This is a genomic window from Burkholderia sp. Se-20373, assembly GCF_017104705.1.
Lineage (GTDB): Bacteria > Pseudomonadota > Gammaproteobacteria > Burkholderiales > Burkholderiaceae > Burkholderia.
Genome location: NZ_JAAGPH010000059.1, coordinates 13,690 through 32,142 on the forward strand (window position 1 = coordinate 13,690; position 18,453 = coordinate 32,142).

Below are 18,453 nucleotides of genomic sequence, written 5' to 3' on the forward strand. Positions count from 1 at the left end.
GGGCGCCGTCCGGCACCCGCGTGATGTTAACTTTTCTTCTTGACCGGGCGGACGTAGCCGCTCTTCGCGGTCTGGGTCTTCTCGTTCAACGCGAGCAGGCCGTCGGCCACGTCCTTCCAGATCGTCGTGCCGGCGGCGATCGTCACGCCGCGGCCGACGCGCACGGGCGCGACGAGCTGCGTATCGGAGCCGACGAACACGTCGTCCTCGATCACGGTGCGGAACTTGTTCGCGCCGTCGTAGTTGCAGGTGATCGTGCCCGCGCCGATGTTCACGCGCGCGCCGATGTCGGCGTCGCCGATGTACGTGAGGTGGTTCGCCTTCGAGCCGTGGCCGATCACCGCGTTCTTCACCTCGACGAAGTTGCCGACGTGCGCTTCGTCCGCGAGCTGCGCGCCGGGGCGCAGCCGCGCGTACGGGCCGATCACGGTGTGCGCGCCGAGCTCGGCGCCGTCGATGTGCGTGAACGCGTCGATGCGCGTACCCGCGCCGACCGATGCGTTGCGGATCACGCAGTTCGCGCCGATCGTCACGTTGTCGGCGAGCGTCACGTTGCCTTCGAACACGCAGTTCACGTCGATCGATACGTCGCGGCCGCAGCGCAGCGTGCCGCGCACGTCGACGCGCGCCGGATCGGCGAGCGTGACGCCCGCGACGAGCAGTGCATCGGCGATATTGCGCTGGTGGATGCGCTCGAGCTCGGCGAGCTGCGCCTTGCTGTTCACGCCGAGCGTTTCCCATTCCTCGTCGGGCTGCGCGGTGACGACCTCGAAACCGGCCTCGATCGCCAGTTCGACGACGTCGGTCAGGTAGTACTCGCCCTGCGCGTTCTCGTTCTTCAGCGCGCCGAGCCACATCGACAGCTGGGCCGTGGGCGTGACGATGATGCCGGTGTTGATCTCGGCGATCTTCAGCTGTTCGGGCGATGCGTCCTTCTGTTCGACGATGCGCGTGACGAAGCCGGCCGCGTCGCGCACGATGCGGCCGTAGCCGGTCGGATCGTCGAGCGTGACCGTCAGAATCCCGTAGCGGCCCTCGCGCGCGGCATCGACGAGGCGCTGCAAGGTCGACGCGCGCGTGAGCGGCACGTCGCCGTACAGCACGAGCGTCGGTTGCGCGGGATCGAGGAGCGGCAGCGCCTGGCGCACCGCGTGGCCGGTGCCGAGCTGCTCGGCCTGCACCGCGAACTGGACGTCGGGCGCGGCGACGGCGGCCTGGACCTGCTCGGCACCATGACCGACGACGACGACGAGCCGGGACGGCTGCAGCGTGCGCGCGGTGTCGATGACGTGGGAGAGGAGCGGCCTGCCGGCCAGGGGATGAAGCACTTTCGGCAGCGCGGAACGCATGCGCTTGCCGGTGCCTGCCGCCAAAATCACGATATTCATGGCGCCAGCTTGTCAGAAGAGTTCGAAGCCGTCCATTTTAGCATGCGGCCCCTGTCGTTCCGGGCCTGTCGCGGCGGGGCGACAGCGCCGGAAAGCGGCCTTGCGGCCCCCGTTCCGGCGGGTGTTCCGGCCCTGCTTACAGGTCGTCGAACTGGACGATCGAGATCGGCTGGGCGCCGCCCGGCGCCGCGCTGTCGTCGCCCGACGCGCACGGTTCCTCGTCGAACGCGATGTCGCCCTGCGGATCGGCAACGCCGGTCGCGCGCAGCGACTGGAACGGGTACAGCGTCGTGTCCATCAGGTGCGATGGCACGACCTTCGCGAGCGCGTTGAACATGTTCTCGACGCGGCCCGGGAAGCGCTTGTCCCACTCGCGGATCAGCGCCTTCATTTCCGCGCGCTTCAGGTTCGGCTGGCTGCCGCACAGGTTGCACGGGATGATCGGGAATTCGCGCAGCTCCGCGTATTTCTCCAGATCGGTTTCCTTCACGTACGCGAGCGGGCGGATCACGATGTTCTTGCCGTCGTCCGACTGAAGCTTCGGCGGCATCCCCTTCAGCTTGCCGCCGTAGAACATGTTGAGCAGCAGCGTCTGCACGATGTCGTCGCGGTGGTGGCCGAGCGCGATCTTGGTCGCGCCGAGCTCGCCGGCCACGCGGTACAGGATCCCGCGGCGCAGCCGCGAGCACAGCGAGCAGGTCGTCTTGCCCTCGGGCACGAGCCGCTTGACGATGCTGTAGGTGTCCTGGTTCTCGATGTGGAACGGCACGCCGACCTGCTTCAGGTATTCCGGCAGCACGTGCTCCGGGAAGCCCGGCTGCTTCTGGTCGAGGTTCACCGCGACGATGTCGAAATCGATCGGCGCGCGCTCGCGCAGGCGCAGCAGCACGTCGAGCATCGCGTAGCTGTCCTTGCCGCCCGACAGGCACACCATCACCTTGTCGCCTTGCTCGATCATGTTGAAGTCGCCGATCGCCTGGCCGACCTGGCGCACGATCCGCTTGAACAGCTTGTTGTTCTCGTACGCGTCCTTCTGTTCGCGGCGCGTCAGCGCCGGGCGGCCGGCCGGGGCGGCGGGCGCGTCGAGGGTGGCGGCATCGGTCGCCGTGTCATTCATGTGGGGGGCGTTCATGTGCGCTCCTCGTCCTTGATGCGAAAGACTTCGACGCCGACGGCGTCGCAGTCCGGATAAGCGTCCGGTTTCTCGGTACGGACGCGTACCGCGCGCACGGCATCGTGCGCCAGCAGGCGCGCGGCGATCGCGTCGCACAGCGTTTCCTGCAGGTGGATGTGGCCGCGCGCCAGGCATTGCGTGACGCTCTGCTTCATCAGGTCGTAGTCGACGATTTCATGCAGCCGGTCGTCGACGGGGGTGGACAGCGCGAGCGGCACGAACAGGTCGATGTTGATGACGACGCGCTGCTCGCCGCGCTTCTCGTGTTCGAAGGCACCGATGTTGATGTGCACTTCGTAGTCGCGCAGGTAGAGCCTGCGGCAGTCCGCGAGGCGGGGGTGCAGGAGAGCGGAAAACATGGTCGTCCCAGTCAAATTGGCGTGCGCGCACGCAAAGCGGCGCGGGCGGCGGCGCTCAGGCCGCGCGTTTCCGCGCAGTTCATTCATTCGGGCCGGCGGCGGGCGGCACGAGGTGCTCGCCGCCGTCGACGGTCAGCGTCGCGCCGGTGACGCCCGGCGCGCTCGCGAGATAGCAGGCGGCCGCCGCGATGTCGTCCGCGTGCGGCGCGTGGCCGCGCACGAGCGCCGCGACCCGCACCTTCGGCGCGAGCGCCAGTGCGAGCGCCGACGTCGCGCGATTCAGCGCGGCCTGCATCAGCGCGTGCGACATCTGCGCCGGTGCAGGGTGAAACAGGGCCTGATCCAGCACGTGGATCGCGCAGGCGCGCAGCGCTTCTTGCTCGCGCGCGGCGTCGGGCGTCGCATCGGCGAGCGCGCGGGCCCGCGCGAGGGGCGCCGTCACGTTGCGCGCGAGGGCGCGTGCGAGCGATGCGCCGTCCACCGTGTGCGCGTCGTCGGCGCCGGCGCTGGCACTCACGAACACAGCGCACGCGGGCCGGCCGAGCGCCGCGCCGCACGCGGCGACGAGTCCGGCGGCGTCGGCTTCCAGGGCCAGATCGGCGTCGAGCACGACCGCGCGGCGGCCGAGCGCCGCGACTTCGGCGACGAGTGCGTCGGCTGCCGCATGCGGCGCGCCGTGGCTGCGCTGCAGCGCGACGTCCCAGCCGCGGCGGGCGAATCCGGTGGCGAGCGCACGGCCGATCGACGCGGCGTCGGCCGCGCTGCCCAGGGCGCCCGTGACGAGCGCCACGCGCTGGGTCGACGTATCGGCTGAAACGGTCATTTACAATGCCGGGATGAACCCGAAAGCTCACGAACCCGCTAGTTTACCTGCTCCCGGCCCTGACGCGCTCGCGCAGTCCGAAACCCTCGCCGCGCAACTGCGCGACGAGATCGCGGCGGCCGGCGGCTGGCTGCCGTTCGACCGCTTCATGGAGCGCGCGTTGTATGCGCCCGGCCTCGGTTATTACAGCGGCGGCGCGCGCAAGTTCGGGCGCCGCGCCGACGACGGCAGCGACTTCGTCACCGCGCCCGAGCTGTCGCCGCTGTTCGCACAGACGCTCGCGCAGCCGGTCGCGGAAGCGCTTGCGGCGAGCGGCACGCGCAGCGTGATGGAATTCGGCGCCGGCACGGGCAAGCTCGCGGCCGGGCTGCTCGCTGCGCTCGACGCGCTGGGCGTCGAACTCGACGCCTACCTGATCGTCGATCTCTCGGGCGAGCTGCGCGAGCGGCAGCGCGACACGATCACGGCCGCCGCCCCGGCGCTCGCCGCGAAGGTGCGCTGGCTCGACGCGCTGCCCGAGCGGTTCGACGGCGTCGTGGTCGGCAACGAGGTGCTCGATGCGATGCCGGTGCGCCTGTTCGCGAAGGCGGGCGGCGCATGGCGGGAGCGCGGCGTCGCGCTCGACGCGCGGCAGGCGTTCGTGTTCGAGGACCGTCCGGCCGCACCGGCCGGCCTGCCGCCGGTGCTCGCGGGTCTTGACGACGCGGCGGACGGCTACGTGACCGAGACGCACGAGGCCGCGCTGGCGTTCACGCGCACCGTCTGCACGATGCTCGGGCGCGGCGCGGTGCTGCTGGTCGACTACGGCTTTCCCGCGCACGAGTACTACCACCCGCAGCGCGACCGCGGCACGCTGATGTGCCACTACCGTCACCATGCGCACGACGATCCGTTCCTGTACCCGGGGCTGCAGGACATCACCGCGCACGTCGAATTCACCGGCATCTACGACGCGGCCGTCGCGACCGGCGCCGATTTGCTCGGTTACACGTCGCAGGCGCGCTTCCTGCTGAACGCGGGCATCACCGACGCGTTGTCAGCGATCGATCCGTCGGACATCCACGCGTTCCTGCCGGCCGCGAACGCGGTGCAGAAGCTGATCTCCGAAGCCGAGATGGGCGAGCTGTTCAAGGTGATCGCGTTTTCGCGCGGCATCGACGGCACGCTCGACGCGTTCGCGCGCGGCGACCGCTCTCACGCACTCTGACGGGAGCCGCCATGCTGCGCTGGCTGATGACGTCGTTCGTCGCGGTGATGATCCTGACGCGCTGCTGGCCGTGGCTCGGCAAGCTCGGCATCGGGCGGATGCCGGGCGACGTCACGCTGACGCTCGGCGGGCGGCGCTACCCGTTCCCGTTCATGTCGACGCTGGTGCTGACGATGCTGCTGTCGATGGTGGCGCGGCTGCTCTGAGCCGCGCCTGAATGGTGGCGCGCTACAGCTCGATTTCGCCGAGGATCCGGTGCGCGAGCGCCTTCGCCTCGTCGAAGGCTTCCTCCTCGCTGGGGCTCGTCGAGTGGACGTCGTAGCGCGTGTTCTCGGTGTCGTCCCCGTCGTCCCGCGCGAGGATCACGTAACCCTGGAACTGCCCGTTGCCCGCATGCTGGGTATGCGCCTTGGCCGTGTAGATGCCCTTGGTGAACGTGTTGGTGTCCATGGTGCTCTCCCGCAAAAGGACACTTCATCGTAGCACTGCGGCGCAGCATGTACAGCGCGGCTTATGGGTGACCGAACGGGGTCCGGCCGCCATCCTTCCCGTCATCGTTCGATCAGTGCGACGACCTCGTCGAGCGTCGGCGCGTGCGCGCCCGTATGCCGGCAGGCCGCGGCGCCCGCCGCCAGCGCGAACACGAGGTGTTCGCGCCAGGTTCGCTGCGGCGCGGCCATCAGGCTGAACAGCATGCCGCCGATCGACGCGTCGCCCGCGCCGACGGTGTCGGCCACCTCGACGCGCGGCGGGCTTGCTTCATGCACGTCGCCGTCCGCGTAGAGCGTCGCCGCCTGCGCGCCACGCGTGACGAGCACGGCCGCGCGCGGATTCAGCGCGCGCACCGCGCCAACCGCGTCGGGGCCGTCGCCGCCGAACAGGTGCCGCAGGTCCTCGTCGGACACCTTGATCAGGTCGGCGAGCGCGGCCATCTTTTCCAGCGTCGGCCGGAATGCGGCCGTCATCAGGTTGCGGACGTTCGGGTCGAAGCTGATCTTCACGCCGCGCGCGTGCAGGTCGGCCGCGAGCGCGGCCAGCGTGCCCGCGAGCGGTTCGCGCACGAGGCTGATGCAGCCGAAGTGCGCCCATTTCACGTGGTCGGTCCAGCCGGCCGGCAGCCGCGCCGGATCGAACGCGAGGTCGGCACTCGCTTCGCCGATGAAGAAGTACGCGGGCGGGCGCGTCTCGTGGACGATCGAGAGCAGCGGCGGCCGCGCGACGCGCTGCAGGAAGCGCAGGTCGAGCCCGGCCGCTTCGCTCGTGCGCCACAGCACGTCGGAGAAGCAGTCTTCGCCGATCGAGCCCGCGAGCGCGCTCGGCACGCCGAGCCGCGCAACCGCGCGCGCGACGTTCCAGCCGGCGCCGCCCGGCACCGAGGTCCATTGCGCGTCGCCCGCGCGCACCATGTCGGTCAGGATGTCGCCTGCCGACACGAAAGCCGGAAACGTGCCGCCGCTCATTGCGTCGGCTCGCTGCGCTGCGCACGCGCGAGGGTCGCGAGCACGTCGTAGCACGCGCCCATCGTGTGATAGTCGGTCTTGCCGGCCGGGCTCTTCTCGTCGCTGTACTTGCGGTTGTCGCAGGTGAGGATGCGGTACCACGCGCCGTAGCGGTGATCGACGAAGTGGGCCCAGCTGTAGCGCCAGATCTCGTCGTACCAGTCCCAGAAGCGCTCGCTGCCGGTGCGCGCGCCGAGCATCGCGGCGGCCGCGAAGGTTTCCGCCTGCACCCAGAAATACTTGTTGTGGTCGCAGATCGTGAAGTCGGGGCCGAAGCCGTAGCACAGGCCGCCGTGGTCGGTGTCCCACGCGTGCGTGAGCGCCGCGTCGAACAGCTCGGCCGCGCGCGGCACGAGCCAGTCGAGCGGGCGGTGCCGCTCGAGGATCAGCAGCAGCTTCGCCCATTCGGTCTGGTGCCCGGGCTGGAAGCCCCACGGGCGGAAGATGTTCGAGCTGTCTTCCTTGTTGTAATCCCAGTCGACCGACCAGTCCGCATGGTAGTGCTCCCACACGAGCCCGCCCGACAGCGCGGCCTGGCGCTGCGTGATGTGGGACGCGAGCTTTTCCGCGCGATCGAGGTACGTGAGGTGGCCGGTCGCCTCGTACGCCGCGAGCAGCGCCTCCGTCATGTGCATGTTCGCGTTCTGGCCGCGATACGACGACACGATCCAGTTCGGCGTCGCGTCGTCCGCATAGAGGCCTGCGGCCGCATCCCAGAAACGGTGCTCGGCGAGCTCGAAGGTGGCCGCGATCAGCGGGCGGGCCTCGTCGAGGCCGGCCATCGTCGCGTGCGCGGCCGCGAGCAGCACGAACGCGAGCCCGTAGCAGTGGCGCGTGCCGTCGAGCGTCGCGCGCTTCGCGCCGTCGCGCCAGTCGAGCTCCCAGTCGTAGCCCTGCAGTGCGTCGTCCCAGTGCGCGTCGCGCAGGAAGCGCAGCCCGTGGCGCGCATATTCCAGGTGGCGCGGATCGCCGAAATGCCGGTACGCCATCGCGTAGTTGAAGACGAACCGGCAACTGCTGACGAGGTGGCGCGACGTGCGGTTGTAGATGCTGCCGTCGTCGCGGAAGTAGTGGTAGAAGCCGCCCGTCGGGTCGAACGCGTTCGTCGCGTAGAAACGCAGCGTGTCCTCGATGTGCGACAGCAGGAACGACGGATCGCGGAAACTCGCGACGAACGGCGCGGCTTGCGTGTGGGCGGCCGGCGCGGCCGTGCAGGGTTGGACCGGGGGCATGTTCATGATGATTCGGTGGCCGTGGCGGTATCGAGTGCCGGGGAGCCGGCGGGCTGGCTGCTGGCCCGCACGATCAGCTCGACGGGCAGGGAAATCTCGGTGCGCTCGGGCGCTTCCGCGAGCAGCAGCTCGACGCCGCGGCGGCCGAGCGCCTCCTTGTCGACCGCGAGCGTCGTGAGCGGCGGGCTCGCGTGCGCGGCGGCCGGGATGTTGTCGAAGCCGACGATCGCGATGTCGTCGGGAATGCGCAGCCCGCGCGCGGTGCAGACGCGCTGCGCGGCGAGCGCGGCCGCGTCGTTGTACGCGAACACGGCTTCCGGGCGCGGGCCCGGCGCGTCGAGCAGCTGCTCCATCGCCCGCGCGGCGCCGGTGTCGGGATCGAGCCCCGCATCGATCGTCACTTCGTACGCGGGATCGAACAGCCGCCCGGCCTCGAAGAACGCACGCCGGTAGCCGATTGCCCGCTGCGCGATGCTGTAGTGCGCGGGCGAGCCGCCGATGAATGCGATCCGCGTGCGGCCGCTGGCGAGCAGGTGGCGCATCGCCAGCGCCGCGCCCGTTGCGTTGTCGATGTTCACCGAGCGCAGCCCGGGCGCCCACAGGTCGATCAGCACGAGCGGGCGGCCGGTCGCGGCGAGCGCCTCGATCGTCTCCGGCTCGATGAAGCCGGCCACCGCGATCGCGTCGGGCGCGTGCGGGCGCATCTGGCGCAGCACGTCGTCGTTCGGCCCGACCGTGAGCAGCGTCGGCACGATGCCGCGCTCGCGGCACGCATCCTCGACGCCGTGCAGCACGTGCGAGAAGAACGGGCTGGCCGGAAAGCGGTTGTGCTGGCGATGCAGCAGGAAGGTGAGCCGGCGGATGCGCGGCCGCAGTTGCGCGGGATCGTAGCCGAGCCGCTGCGCGATCTCGACGATGCGCGCACGCGTCGCTTCGGAGAGGCCCGGCTGGTTTTTCAGCGCGCGGGAGACGGTGCCGATCGAGACCTCTGCCGCCCGCGCCACATCGCGAATGGTCGTACCCATCGTTCGGGGTCCGGTTTGTTTAGGGTGGAAGCGATTGTATAGTAAAACGTATTGCGGAATTCGGGCCGGATAGCCGGGGAATACCCGCAAATTCCCGGGTTTTAAGCGCTAATCTGCGAAAACACCGTTACTAAAAATACTAAACAAAACGCGAAAAAGGCAAGGTGAACGTGCGGGTGCGTGGCGAGCGGGAAACGGGCGGCAAGCGGGCTGGCTTCATACGTTCACGGGAGCGGTGCCCGATCACCTTCGCGTGCCACCGCGAAGTCAGTGGCGCAACTAACGGTCTGGCTGCATGGCGGGTGAGCGTGCGCCGTCACCGCACCGGGCGCCGCCGTGTCCGCGAACGGCGGTCGCCCGCCGTTCAGCGGATTGCCACGGCCGGCGGTTCGCCGCGATGGCGCAGCGCGGCGCGCCCCGCATCGAGGTCGACCACCGCGAGCCCATCCGGCTGCTGTTTCGCGCGCCGTTTCGCGAGCGCGGCGACCGACGCGATCTCGTCGCTGCCGTAGCGTTTCGCGCCGTGCGCGCCGGCCGCCACGCCGACCGCGCCGATCGCCATCGTCACGAAGCCGAAGAACGCCGGGTTGCCGTGGCGGTCCTCGCCGTGCAGCCCGCCCGCCTGCCGGTCGGCCTGCGTGTAGAAGAGCCGCGCGCCTTCGTTGAAGCGGGCGATCGCGTCGGCGGCGCGTTCGCGCCAGTCGGCGCGCTGGAACAGCACGAGGAAATCGTCGCCGCCGACGTGCCCGAGAAAGTCGCGCTGCGGGTCGCACACGCCGGCCAGCACCGTCGCCGCGAACTTCAGCACCTCGTCGCCCTGCCAGTAGCCGTACTGGTCGTTGAACGGCTTGAACTGGTTCAGGTCGACGTAGCACGCATGAAAGCCGGCGTCGCGCTGCAGCAGGCGGTCGATGTGCGCGCTGATCGGGATGTTGCCGGGCAGGAACGTCAGCGGATTCGCGTAGCGCGCGGCCTCGATGCGCATCTCGGTCACCGCGCGCACCAGGCTCTCGCCGGTGCCGAGCCCGACGTAGCGGCCGTGTTCGGTGATCACGAAGCCGTCCGCGAGATAGCGCTGGTCGTGGCTCGCGAGCAGCATCGCGAGCTGCTCGAAGGTCGTCGCGTTGTCGATCATCAGCGGCGCGTCGTTCGCGAACTGCAGGCACGGCTTCTTCCCGAACACCTCGCGGTGATACGGCAGCGCGAAGCGGTCGATGAAGCCGCGGCGATTCACGAGCGCGACGGGCCGCCCGCGTTCGACGAGCGCGACCGCATGCAGGTCGGGCATCCGGTTGAACAGGTCGAGCACGTCGTTGCTGGTCGCGTCGCGCGGCAGCGCCGGCGCCGGCACCAGCATCTTCCCGGCGATCGTGCCGGCCGGCCGCACCGAGCGCGTCGCGCCGGGAAACACCGCGATATGCGGCGCGCGGATCGCATCGCGTGCGGCCGGCGCGACGACCCGCGACGGCTGCGCGTTCGGCCGGCCGAGCAGGAAGCCCTGCACGCAGCAGATGCCCATGTCGCGCACGACGATCAGGTCGCTTTCGTTCTCGATGCCTTCCGCGATCAGTTGCGCGCCGCTCGCCTGCGCGAAGTGCTGCATTGCCTTCACGGCTTCGAACTTGAGCGGGTCGCGGGCGATGTCGTGGATGAAGAAGCGGTCGATCTTCACGACATCCGGATGCAGTCGCAGCCACAGGTTCATGCTCGCGTTCGCGGTGCCGTAGTCGTCGAGCGCGAACTGGATGCCGGCGTCGCGCAGCGACGCGACGGCCGGGCCGATCTGGGCGACATCGGGAATCGCATTCTGCTCGGTCAGCTCGATCACGATGCGCTCGGCGCCGATCCGCGCGCGGACGAGGAGCTGGCGTGCACGCTCGCGTTCGCTGGCGAGCTTCAGGATCGTCCCGGCGCTGAAGTTGAGGAACAGCTTGCCGTCGCAGCCGAGTGCCGCGAATGCGTCGAGACAGGTGCGTGCGGCGGCCTGTTCGAGCGCGATCGTTTCGCCTTCGCGCGCGGCCTGCGCGAACAGCGCGGCGGGCGGTTCGAGGTCGGTGCCGCGCGGGCCGCGTATCAGGCCCTCGTAGCCGACGACCGTCCCCGACCCGAGATCGACGATCGGCTGGAAGACGGCGGCGAGCGCGCGATCCGCGATCAGGCGCGGGATGCTGGCGGCAGCGGAGTCGGAGTGGGGCGCGGGCATGGGCGAGGGCAGCCGAATCGACAGGACGCCCGACTTAACGGCATCGCCCGCGGAGAATTGAATGAAGATTTCGTGACGCGATGGGCGCTGGTGGTGCATCGCGCCTGGGGCGCTTCCGTGCGCATTGCGAAAGGTGCGCCGTTGGCGGAAAGGCGGAAAGGCGGAAAGGCGGAAAGGCGGAAAGGCGGAAAGGCGGAAAGGCGGAAAGGCGGAAAGCGGAAAGCGGAAAGCGGAAAGCGAGAACGTTGGGACGGCACCACTCGAGGGCCGCCCCGCCTGCCCGTCAGCGCTTGCCCGGGCTCAGCGCGCCGGACGCCGATGCCGCGTCGCCCTCGTCGTGCTCGCCGGTCATGTCGCGCGCGCCCCAGCGCTGCGCGAGCGCCGCGCACGCCATCAGCTGGATCTGGTGGAACAGCATCAACGGCAGCACGATCGCGCCGACCGCGTTCGCCGAGAAGATCACCTTCGCCATCGGCACGCCGGCCGCGAGGCTCTTCTTCGACCCGCAGAAGATGATCGTGATCTGGTCGGCGCGGTTGAAGCCGAGCCGCTTGCTGACGAACGCGGTCAGCAACAGCGCGATCGCGAGCAGCACGAGGTTGACGACGAGCAGGCCGCCGAGCGCGCGCGGCGGGATCTGGTGCCACAGGCCTTCGTTGACGGCCTCGCTGAAGGCGACGTAGACGACGAGCAGGATCGAGCCCTGGTCGACGAAGCGCAGCACGCCGCGGTTGCGGTCGATCCAGCCGCCGATCACGGGCCGCAGCAACTGGCCGGCGAGGAACGGCACGAGCAGCTGCATCACGATGCTGCCGACGGTGCTCCACGGCGACGCGGCGGCCGCCGACTGCGACGTGATCATCAGCCCGACGAGCGCCGGCGTGACGAAGATCCCGAGCAGGCTCGACGCGGATGCCGCGCACACGGCGGCCGGCACGTTGCCCTTCGCGATCGACGTGAACGCGATCGACGACTGGACCGTCGACGGCAGCGTGCACAGGAACAGCACGCCCGCGTACAGCGTCGGCGTGACGAGCGGCTGCAGCACGGGTTTCAGCGCGAGGCCGAGCAGCGGGAACAGCGCGAACGTGCTGAGCAGCACGACCGCGTGCAGCCGCCAGTGGGTCGCGCCCGCGACGACGGCCTCGCGCGACAGCTTCGCGCCGTGCAGGAAGAACAGCAGGCCGACGGCGATGTTGGTCGCCCAGTTGAACGCATGGGCGGCCGGGCCGCGGCACGGCAGGAGGCTCGCGAGCACGACGGTGCCGACGAGCGCGAGCGTGAAGTTGTCGGGGAGAAAACGGGGACGGGCCATCGGGAACTCGATTCGGAAACGACCAGGGCGCGCGTCGCGCGCGCGGATGGCGCCATTGTCCCGGTCGGCGATTCACTACACAAATGCATTGTGGGAATCGATTGATGAGTCAATCGCATGCGGGAGCGCCCGCGGCACCGGTCCGGCCGTGCGCAAAAGGGCAGAAGAATGTTCTGTCGCGGTCGCGCCCGGAAGTGAAAAAACCTAGCAGTAACATGGTGTTACACCGATGCCGGCGACATAACACTTTTTGGCTCGACACGCTTTCGGCCCGCTCATAAATTACTGCTGAAAGCCTTGGGTCGGCCGAAAGGAGCCGGCGGCGGGCGTGGACAGGCACTGAACGATGACGGAACGGGTGAAACGGAAGATCGGACGATGGGTGGCAGGCGTGCTCGGCGCGCTGCTGTTGCCGCTCGCGCTCGCGCAACCGCCTCACGGCGGTCATGCGTTCGGCGGCCACGGCTTCGGTGGCGGCGACATGCGCGCGTACGGTCAGCCGGCTGGTAGTGGGCCCGTCTGGCGCCGCGTGGCGCCCCCGGCCGGGGCACGCGCCGGCGGCGTGAACGGCTACGGCTCCCGCTGGGGGCTGCGGCCGACGCCGTCGTATGGCCATTACGCCGCGCAAAGCCCGTATCGCCCGATCAGCGCCGACGTGCGCCAGGTGCCGCGCCCGCCGGGCGGCGGCAACGTGCCGCTGCGTGCCGGTTCGATCCGCGCCGATGTCGCGCGCTACAACGAGGAGCGCGGCGGACGTCCGATGCCGCCGCCCCGCTCGCAGGAAGAGCCTGCGCATTCGCCGTCTTTCTCCCCGTTCTACCGAAACTGAGCGCCCGCGCGCGCGTCCCTCCGCCGGCTGATGCGAATTCGCCACAGTCGCGCACAGATTTCCGCTGATTTTCCCGTCGCATTGCGCTATCTTTCGCGCCCGGCTCGCGCGTGCCCCGCTGCCGTCCCGCCGCGCGACCGCGTTCGTGCGGGGCCGCCGGCAGGTGCCCGGCCATGTATCCATTCCGCGAAGTTAATGCTGGCGCTATACCAGCAATAAGTGTGCGCAATTTTGGCCGGACGAATGATCCGTAAAGATGGCTGCGCCCCATACGACGCAAGCACTCGGCTCCAAAAAACAACGCTCGCGCCACTTATCGACCATTCGACAAAATCTGGAGATCCAATGAAAGCATTCGCTCGCCGTGCGTCGCGCACGTCCGTCAAGCTGATCGCCGCGGCCGCCTGCGTGGCGGCTACCGCACCCGTCCATGCACAGTCGAGCGTGTCGCTCTACGGTCAGGTCGACGAATGGGTCGGCGCAACCAAGTTCCCGGGCGGCAACCGTGCGTGGAACGTGAGCGGCGGCGGGATGTCGACGTCGTACTGGGGCCTGCACGGCGCCGAGGATCTCGGTAACGGCTACAAGGCGATCTTCACGCTGGAAAGTTTCTTCCGCGCGCAGAATGGCCAGTTCGGCCGCTTCCAGGGCGACACGTTCTTCGCACGCAACGCCTACGTCGGCATCGATTCGCCGTACGGCACGGTCACGGCCGGCCGCCTCACGACGCACCTGTTCCTGTCGACGATCCTGTTCAACCCGTTCTACGACTCGTACACCTTCTCGCCGATGGTGTACCACGTGTTCCTCGGCCTCGGCACGTTCCCGACCTACCCGAGCGACCAGGGTGCCGTCGGCGATTCGGGCTGGAACAATGCGCTGTCGTACACGTCGCCTTCGTTCGGTGGCCTGAATTTCGGCGCGATGTACGCACTCGGCAACCAGGCCGGCGACAACGGTTCGAAGAAGTGGAGCGCGCAGTTCAACTACGCGAACGGCCCGTTCGCGGCGACCGCGGTCTACCAGTACGTAAACTTCAACAACGGCCCGCGTGACCTGAGCGCGCTGGTGGCCGGCATGAAGAGCCAGGGCATCGCGCAAGTCGGCGCCACCTACGACCTGAAGTTCGTGAAGCTGTTCGGCCAGTACATGTATACGAAGAACGACCAGGTCGCGGGCAGCTGGCACGTGAACACCGCGCAGGGCGGCGTGTCGGTGCCGCTCGGCGTGGGCAACGCGATGGCGTCGTACGCGTACTCGCGCGATTCGGGCGGCCTCGACCAGACGCGCCAGACCTGGGCCGTCGGCTACGACTATCCGCTGTCCAAGCGCACGGACGTCTACGCCGCGTACATGAACGACCACATCAGCGGCCTGTCGACCGGCAACACGTTCGGCGCCGGCATCCGCGCGAAGTTCTGACGCGCACGCGCGGCCGGTGCGCCGGACGCGTGTGAAAAACGCGTCCGGACTGCATGTTTTCCCGCCAAAACGGCGCTTCGACCCCGCGGCGCCGTTTTGCCTTTCTTGACCTTTCTGTTTCCCCGCCTTTGTTACCCTATCTCGTAATTGGACCATTCCCCCGTCATTACGAGCTAGTTCGATGGATACCCTCGTCAGCATGAATGTGTTTCGCTACGTCGTCGAAGTGGGCAGCTTCGTCGGCGCGGCCGAGCGCATGCAGATGTCGGCTGCGATGGCGAGCAAGCACGTGATGCATCTCGAGCAGCAGCTCGGCGCACGGCTGCTGCATCGCACGACACGACGCGTCGCCCCTACCGAGGCGGGACGCGAATACTATGAGCGCCTCGTGCAGGCGCTGTCCGAACTCGACGAAGCCGGGCAGGCCGTCGGCGCCGCGAGCGTGGTGCCGCAAGGCCGGCTGCGCGTGACGTCGCTATCGGCGTTCGGGCTGCGGCACGTGATGCAGGCCGTCACCGATTATGCGGGCCGGTTTCCGGACGTGACCGTCGACATGACGCTGTCCGATCGCGTGGTCGACCTGATCGAGGAAGGCTACGACGTCGCGGTGCGCGCGGCGCCGAACGGATTGAAATCGTCGTCGCTGGTCGCGCGGCAGATCGCGACCGCGCACATCCTGCTGGTCGCGTCGCCCGAGTATCTCGAGAAGCACGGCACGCCCGCGACGATCGGCGATCTCGCGCACCACAACTACCTGCGGCGCGACTCGAATTCGACGATGCTCGACTCGCTGGTGATCGACGCGGCCGCCGCGTCGCGCGTGAACCTCAACGGCAACCTGATCGTGAACCATCTCGAAGGGCTGCGTGCGGCCGTGCTCGCGGGCGCCGGCATCGCGCTGCTCGGCACCGAGGTGGTCGGCGACGACATCGAGTCCGGCCGGCTCGTGCCGGTGCTGCTCGATGCGGTGCCGCCGCACGAGGCGCCGATCTACGCGGTCTACGCGAGCCGTCGTCACGTATCCGCGAAGGTGCGTTCGTTCGTCGACTTCCTGGCGGCGCGTTTCGAAGGGCAGTCGCTGTGCCCGTCGATCGAATCGCGCCTGCGCGTGCTGCCGATCACGCGGATGAAGCGCGTGGTCTGAACCGCCGTGTGTCCCGCCACAGCGGGGCGATGAAAAAAGCGCGAACCGCTGCGGTTCGCGCTTTTTGTTTTGTCCGACGGCATGCGCGCCGGTGGCGGCCGCGAGGGCCGCCGCATCCGTCAACGCGGAATGCCGAGCCGCGCCTTCGCGTCGTCGTATTCGCGCTTCAGGCGCTCGACGAGCGCGCCCACGCTCGGCAGGTCGTCCATCAGGCCGACGCCCTGGCCGGCGCCCCAGATGTCCTTCCACGCCTTCGTCTTGTCGCTGCCGAAATTCATCTTGGTCTTGTCGGATTCCGGCAGCGCCTCCGGATCGAGGCCGGCCTTCTCGATGCTCTCCCGAATGTAGTTGCCGTGTACGCCCGTGAACAGGTTCGTGTAGATGATGTCCGACGATTTCGCGTTCACGATCGCGTGCTTGTAGTCGTCGATCGCGTGAGCTTCCTGCGTCGCGATGAAGCGCGTGCCCATGTACGCGAAGTCGGCGCCCATCGCCTGCGCCGCGAGGATCGAGCCGCCGTTCGCGATCGCGCCGGACAGCACGATCGGGCCGTCGAAGATCTTGCGGACTTCGCCGACGAGCGCGAACGGCGACGTCGTGCCCGCATGGCCGCCTGCGCCGGCCGCGACGAGGATCAGCCCGTCGACACCGGCTTCGAGCGCCTTCTGCGCGTGGCGCAGGTTGATCACGTCGTGCAGCACGATGCCGCCGTAGCTGTGCACCGCGTCGACGATCTCGCGCGCCGGTGCGCGCAGGCTCGTGATGAAGATCGGCACCTTGTGCTCGACGCACACGCGCACGTCGTGCTCGAGCCGCGCATTCGACTGGTGGACGATCTGGTTGACCGCGATCGGGCCGATCACCGCGCCGGGATGCTTCGCCTGGTGGTCGGCGAGCTCGGACTGGATCTGCGTGAGCCATTCGTCGAGCAGTTCGGCCGGACGGGCGTTGAGCGCGGGGAACGAACCGACGATGCCCGCCTTGCATTGCGCGAGCACGAGTTCGGGGTAGCTGACGATGAACATCGGCGACGCGATGACGGGCAGCGTCAGGTTCTGCAGGACGGTGGGCAATGCCATGTGATGTCTCCAGTCTCCAGGGGCGCCCGCGCGGTCGCGCCGACGCCATGCTTTGCGGTCGAACGGTGATTCGAGTGTAGCCGTGAAACGATGTCGTCCTTATTAATACGAACGATCGTGCGATTCTACGCGAGCTTAACAAAATGCGCGGCGTGCCGGCAATCGAGTGAGTGTTCTCTTTCTACGGATTATGGTTGTTGCCCCGCTGTGTAGAGGCGCAAGCGCTCCTAAAATAGTGGCCATAACAAACCAACGAGAAATAAACCATGTCGTTTGAGGCATTTGCACCGTTTCGCGTGACGGTGCAGGACACCGACATCTTCGGTGTCAAAGGAGGCGCGGGTCCGCCGCTCCTGTTGCTGCACGGACATCCGCAAACCCACATGATCTGGCATCGCGTTGCCGCGACGCTCGCGAATCATTTCACGGTGATCGCCACCGACCTGCGCGGCTACGGCGCGTCGGGCAAGCCGCCGAGCGACGCGCAGCACGTGCCGTATTCGAAACGGGCGATGGCGGCCGACCAGGTCGCCGTGATGCGGCATTTCGGCTTCGACCACTTCCATGTATGTGCGCACGATCGCGGCGCGCGGGTCGCGCACCGGCTCGCGCTCGATCATCCGGACGCCGTCGAGCGGATGATGCTGCTCGATATCGCACCGACGCTCGCGATGTACGAGAAAACCGATCGCGCGTTCGCGACCGCGTATTTCCACTGGTTCTTCCTGATCCAGCCGGAGCCGCTGCCCGAGACGCTGGTCGGCGCGCATACCGATGCGTACATCGAGCGCGTGATGGGCAACCGGTCCGCCGGACTGGCGCCGTTCGCGCCCGAGGCGCTCGCCGCGTACCGCGCCGCGCTCGCGCAGCCGGGCGCCGTGCATGCGATGTGCGAGGACTACCGCGCATCCGCGACGATCGATCTCGAGCACGACCGTGCGGATCTCGAACGCGGCAACAAGGTCGCGTGTCCGCTGCGCGTGCTGTGGGGCGAGCACGGCATCGTCGGCCGCTGCTTCGATCCGCTCGACGAATGGCGCCGTGTTGCGCGCGACGTCAGCGGCCGTGCGCTCGAGTGCGGGCACTACATTCCGGAAGAGGCGCCCGTCGCGCTGATCGAAGAACTGCTGGCGTTCTTCGAGGCGCGCGACGCGGCTGCCTGACGGCACGCGTGGGCACGCGTGGGCACGCGCGGGCACGCGCGGGCACGCGTGAGCACGTAGGCGGCGCGCACCGCGTACCGGCTCGTTCAGCGGTGCGCGCCGTCGTCCTCGACGAGCGGCGGCAGCCGGCGCGGCACCGGTGTCGACTTCACGATCGCGGTGCTCGTCTCGGCGCGCTCGGTCACTTTCGACAGGATGTCGTCGAGGTGCGCGATCGTGCGCAGGTAGAGCCGGCAGATGAAGCAGTCGTCGCCGGTCACCTTGTCGCACTCCACGAACTCGGGAATCCGCCGCAGCATCTCTTCGACGAGATGCAGCTGGCCGGGCAGCGGCTTCACGCGGACGATCGCCTGCAGCGTATAGCCGAGCGCGCGCGGGTCGAGCTCGACGGTGAACGCGGCGATCACGCCCTGCGCCTCGAGCCGCCGCACGCGGTCGGCGGTCGCGGGCGCCGACAGCCCGATCTGCCGGGCGAGTTCGCTGGTGGCGATGCGCGCGTCGTCGGCCAGCGCCGCGAGGATCGCGCGGTCGGTCGCGTCGAGCGACGCGACGGCGGGCGGGGAAAGGCGTTTCGGCATGATCGCTTTGCTT

18 protein-coding genes are annotated in these 18,453 nt (G+C 68.7%); 6 read left to right on the plus strand and 12 right to left on the minus strand.

Going from position 1 to position 18,453, the window contains the following annotated elements; genetic code table 11:
* Nucleotides 1-26: 26 nt before the first annotated feature.
* The 4 genes from glmU to G3N96_RS20105 form a co-directional block, all read right to left on the minus strand.
* Nucleotides 27-1,388 carry a bifunctional UDP-N-acetylglucosamine diphosphorylase/glucosamine-1-phosphate N-acetyltransferase GlmU gene (gene glmU, locus G3N96_RS20090; RefSeq protein WP_089473671.1) on the minus strand — a complete coding sequence of 454 codons (1,362 nt, stop codon included), beginning with the start codon at nucleotides 1,386-1,388 and terminating at the stop codon, nucleotides 27-29.
* A gap of 136 nt (nucleotides 1,389-1,524) precedes the next feature.
* Nucleotides 1,525-2,520: a tRNA 2-thiocytidine(32) synthetase TtcA gene (ttcA, locus tag G3N96_RS20095; protein ID WP_206138228.1), complete on the minus strand. Its 996-nt coding sequence runs from the start codon at nucleotides 2,518-2,520 to the stop codon at nucleotides 1,525-1,527.
* On the minus strand, nucleotides 2,517-2,921 hold the full coding sequence (locus tag G3N96_RS20100) for a dihydroneopterin aldolase (RefSeq protein WP_124585073.1): 405 nt from the start codon (nucleotides 2,919-2,921) through the stop codon (nucleotides 2,517-2,519). The genes ttcA and G3N96_RS20100 overlap by 4 nt, the downstream gene beginning before the upstream one ends.
* A 79-nt stretch (nucleotides 2,922-3,000) precedes the next feature.
* A complete protein-coding gene (locus G3N96_RS20105; protein WP_206138229.1) occupies nucleotides 3,001-3,744 on the minus strand; it encodes an SDR family oxidoreductase in 744 nt (247 codons plus the stop codon).
* Nucleotides 3,745-3,757: 13 nt separating this feature from the next.
* Between G3N96_RS20105 and G3N96_RS20110 the strand changes: the two genes are divergently transcribed.
* On the plus strand, nucleotides 3,758-4,951 hold the full coding sequence (locus G3N96_RS20110) for an SAM-dependent methyltransferase (protein WP_206138230.1): 1,194 nt from the start codon (nucleotides 3,758-3,760) through the stop codon (nucleotides 4,949-4,951).
* A gap of 11 nt (nucleotides 4,952-4,962) precedes the next feature.
* Entirely contained in the window at nucleotides 4,963-5,157 is a 195-nt protein-coding gene (locus tag G3N96_RS20115; protein WP_039355363.1) for a DUF2905 domain-containing protein, read from the plus strand.
* 22 nt (nucleotides 5,158-5,179) lie between these two features.
* Here the strand turns inward: G3N96_RS20115 and G3N96_RS20120 are convergent, their stop codons facing one another.
* From G3N96_RS20120 to G3N96_RS20145, 6 genes are all read right to left on the minus strand, one after another.
* The gene (locus tag G3N96_RS20120) at nucleotides 5,180-5,401 is read right to left on the minus strand and encodes a hypothetical protein (protein WP_011353424.1); all 222 of its coding nucleotides are present in this window, start codon (nucleotides 5,399-5,401) and stop codon (nucleotides 5,180-5,182) included.
* 101 nt (nucleotides 5,402-5,502) lie between these two features.
* Nucleotides 5,503-6,411 carry a carbohydrate kinase gene (locus G3N96_RS20125; RefSeq protein ID WP_206138231.1) on the minus strand — a complete coding sequence of 303 codons (909 nt, stop codon included), beginning with the start codon at nucleotides 6,409-6,411 and terminating at the stop codon, nucleotides 5,503-5,505.
* Nucleotides 6,408-7,688, minus strand: coding sequence for an AGE family epimerase/isomerase (locus tag G3N96_RS20130; protein WP_206138232.1), 1,281 nt, complete (start codon nucleotides 7,686-7,688; stop codon nucleotides 6,408-6,410). Before G3N96_RS20130 ends, G3N96_RS20125 begins: the two co-directional genes overlap by 4 nt.
* The gene (locus tag G3N96_RS20135) at nucleotides 7,685-8,707 is read right to left on the minus strand and encodes a LacI family DNA-binding transcriptional regulator (protein ID WP_124585045.1); all 1,023 of its coding nucleotides are present in this window, start codon (nucleotides 8,705-8,707) and stop codon (nucleotides 7,685-7,687) included. Before G3N96_RS20135 ends, G3N96_RS20130 begins: the two co-directional genes overlap by 4 nt.
* A gap of 364 nt (nucleotides 8,708-9,071) precedes the next feature.
* On the minus strand, nucleotides 9,072-10,910 hold the full coding sequence (locus G3N96_RS20140; protein WP_206138233.1) for a phosphodiesterase: 1,839 nt from the start codon (nucleotides 10,908-10,910) through the stop codon (nucleotides 9,072-9,074).
* A 283-nt stretch (nucleotides 10,911-11,193) separates the two neighbouring features.
* Nucleotides 11,194-12,225 (minus strand): bile acid:sodium symporter family protein, encoded by a 1,032-nt coding sequence (locus G3N96_RS20145; protein ID WP_206138234.1) that lies wholly within the window; start codon nucleotides 12,223-12,225, stop codon nucleotides 11,194-11,196.
* A 346-nt stretch (nucleotides 12,226-12,571) separates the two neighbouring features.
* Between G3N96_RS20145 and G3N96_RS20150 the strand changes: the two genes are divergently transcribed.
* The 3 genes from G3N96_RS20150 (at nucleotide 12,572) to G3N96_RS20160 (ending at nucleotide 15,620) form a co-directional block, all read left to right on the plus strand.
* Nucleotides 12,572-13,054 carry a peptide-binding protein gene (locus G3N96_RS20150; RefSeq protein ID WP_206138235.1) on the plus strand — a complete coding sequence of 161 codons (483 nt, stop codon included), beginning with the start codon at nucleotides 12,572-12,574 and terminating at the stop codon, nucleotides 13,052-13,054.
* Between the two features lie 345 nt (nucleotides 13,055-13,399).
* A complete protein-coding gene (locus tag G3N96_RS20155; RefSeq protein WP_124585037.1) occupies nucleotides 13,400-14,476 on the plus strand; it encodes a porin in 1,077 nt (358 codons plus the stop codon).
* A 181-nt stretch (nucleotides 14,477-14,657) separates the two neighbouring features.
* Nucleotides 14,658-15,620, plus strand: coding sequence for a LysR family transcriptional regulator (locus G3N96_RS20160; protein WP_206138236.1), 963 nt, complete (start codon nucleotides 14,658-14,660; stop codon nucleotides 15,618-15,620).
* 119 nt (nucleotides 15,621-15,739) lie between these two features.
* On the opposite strand, the gene G3N96_RS20165 is transcribed toward G3N96_RS20160, so the two are convergent.
* Nucleotides 15,740-16,699 carry a nitronate monooxygenase family protein gene (locus G3N96_RS20165; RefSeq protein ID WP_124585032.1) on the minus strand — a complete coding sequence of 320 codons (960 nt, stop codon included), beginning with the start codon at nucleotides 16,697-16,699 and terminating at the stop codon, nucleotides 15,740-15,742.
* A 266-nt stretch (nucleotides 16,700-16,965) separates the two neighbouring features.
* Here G3N96_RS20165 and G3N96_RS20170 point away from each other — a divergent pair, with 266 nt between their 5' ends.
* Complete coding sequence (locus tag G3N96_RS20170) at nucleotides 16,966-17,862, plus strand: alpha/beta hydrolase (protein ID WP_124585030.1); 897 nt, start codon at nucleotides 16,966-16,968, stop codon at nucleotides 17,860-17,862.
* Nucleotides 17,863-17,948: 86 nt separating this feature from the next.
* On the opposite strand, the gene G3N96_RS20175 is transcribed toward G3N96_RS20170, so the two are convergent.
* Nucleotides 17,949-18,440 (minus strand): Lrp/AsnC family transcriptional regulator, encoded by a 492-nt coding sequence (locus tag G3N96_RS20175; RefSeq protein ID WP_011353413.1) that lies wholly within the window; start codon nucleotides 18,438-18,440, stop codon nucleotides 17,949-17,951.
* Between the last annotated feature and the right edge of the window lie 13 nt (nucleotides 18,441-18,453).

What these genes read in the sequence shown, in the direction of transcription:
- glmU (WP_089473671.1), bottom strand. Translation starts at nt 1,388, where the DNA reads ATGAATATCGTGATTTTGGCGGCAGGCACCGGCAAGCGCATGCGTTCC.
- G3N96_RS20135 (WP_124585045.1), bottom strand. Translation starts at nt 8,707, where the DNA reads ATGGGTACGACCATTCGCGATGTGGCGCGGGCGGCAGAGGTCTCGATC.
- G3N96_RS20170 (WP_124585030.1), top strand. Translation starts at nt 16,966, where the DNA reads ATGTCGTTTGAGGCATTTGCACCGTTTCGCGTGACGGTGCAGGACACC.
- G3N96_RS20105 (WP_206138229.1), bottom strand. Translation starts at nt 3,744, where the DNA reads ATGACCGTTTCAGCCGATACGTCGACCCAGCGCGTGGCGCTCGTCACG.
- G3N96_RS20175 (WP_011353413.1), bottom strand. Translation starts at nt 18,440, where the DNA reads ATGCCGAAACGCCTTTCCCCGCCCGCCGTCGCGTCGCTCGACGCGACC.
- G3N96_RS20150 (WP_206138235.1), top strand. Translation starts at nt 12,572, where the DNA reads ATGACGGAACGGGTGAAACGGAAGATCGGACGATGGGTGGCAGGCGTG.
- G3N96_RS20140 (WP_206138233.1), bottom strand. Translation starts at nt 10,910, where the DNA reads ATGCCCGCGCCCCACTCCGACTCCGCTGCCGCCAGCATCCCGCGCCTG.
- G3N96_RS20165 (WP_124585032.1), bottom strand. Translation starts at nt 16,699, where the DNA reads ATGGCATTGCCCACCGTCCTGCAGAACCTGACGCTGCCCGTCATCGCG.
- G3N96_RS20115 (WP_039355363.1), top strand. Translation starts at nt 4,963, where the DNA reads ATGCTGCGCTGGCTGATGACGTCGTTCGTCGCGGTGATGATCCTGACG.
- G3N96_RS20145 (WP_206138234.1), bottom strand. Translation starts at nt 12,225, where the DNA reads ATGGCCCGTCCCCGTTTTCTCCCCGACAACTTCACGCTCGCGCTCGTC.
- G3N96_RS20110 (WP_206138230.1), top strand. Translation starts at nt 3,758, where the DNA reads ATGAACCCGAAAGCTCACGAACCCGCTAGTTTACCTGCTCCCGGCCCT.
- G3N96_RS20155 (WP_124585037.1), top strand. Translation starts at nt 13,400, where the DNA reads ATGAAAGCATTCGCTCGCCGTGCGTCGCGCACGTCCGTCAAGCTGATC.
- G3N96_RS20120 (WP_011353424.1), bottom strand. Translation starts at nt 5,401, where the DNA reads ATGGACACCAACACGTTCACCAAGGGCATCTACACGGCCAAGGCGCAT.
- G3N96_RS20125 (WP_206138231.1), bottom strand. Translation starts at nt 6,411, where the DNA reads ATGAGCGGCGGCACGTTTCCGGCTTTCGTGTCGGCAGGCGACATCCTG.
- G3N96_RS20100 (WP_124585073.1), bottom strand. Translation starts at nt 2,921, where the DNA reads ATGTTTTCCGCTCTCCTGCACCCCCGCCTCGCGGACTGCCGCAGGCTC.
- G3N96_RS20130 (WP_206138232.1), bottom strand. Translation starts at nt 7,688, where the DNA reads ATGAACATGCCCCCGGTCCAACCCTGCACGGCCGCGCCGGCCGCCCAC.
- ttcA (WP_206138228.1), bottom strand. Translation starts at nt 2,520, where the DNA reads ATGAACGCCCCCCACATGAATGACACGGCGACCGATGCCGCCACCCTC.
- G3N96_RS20160 (WP_206138236.1), top strand. Translation starts at nt 14,658, where the DNA reads ATGGATACCCTCGTCAGCATGAATGTGTTTCGCTACGTCGTCGAAGTG.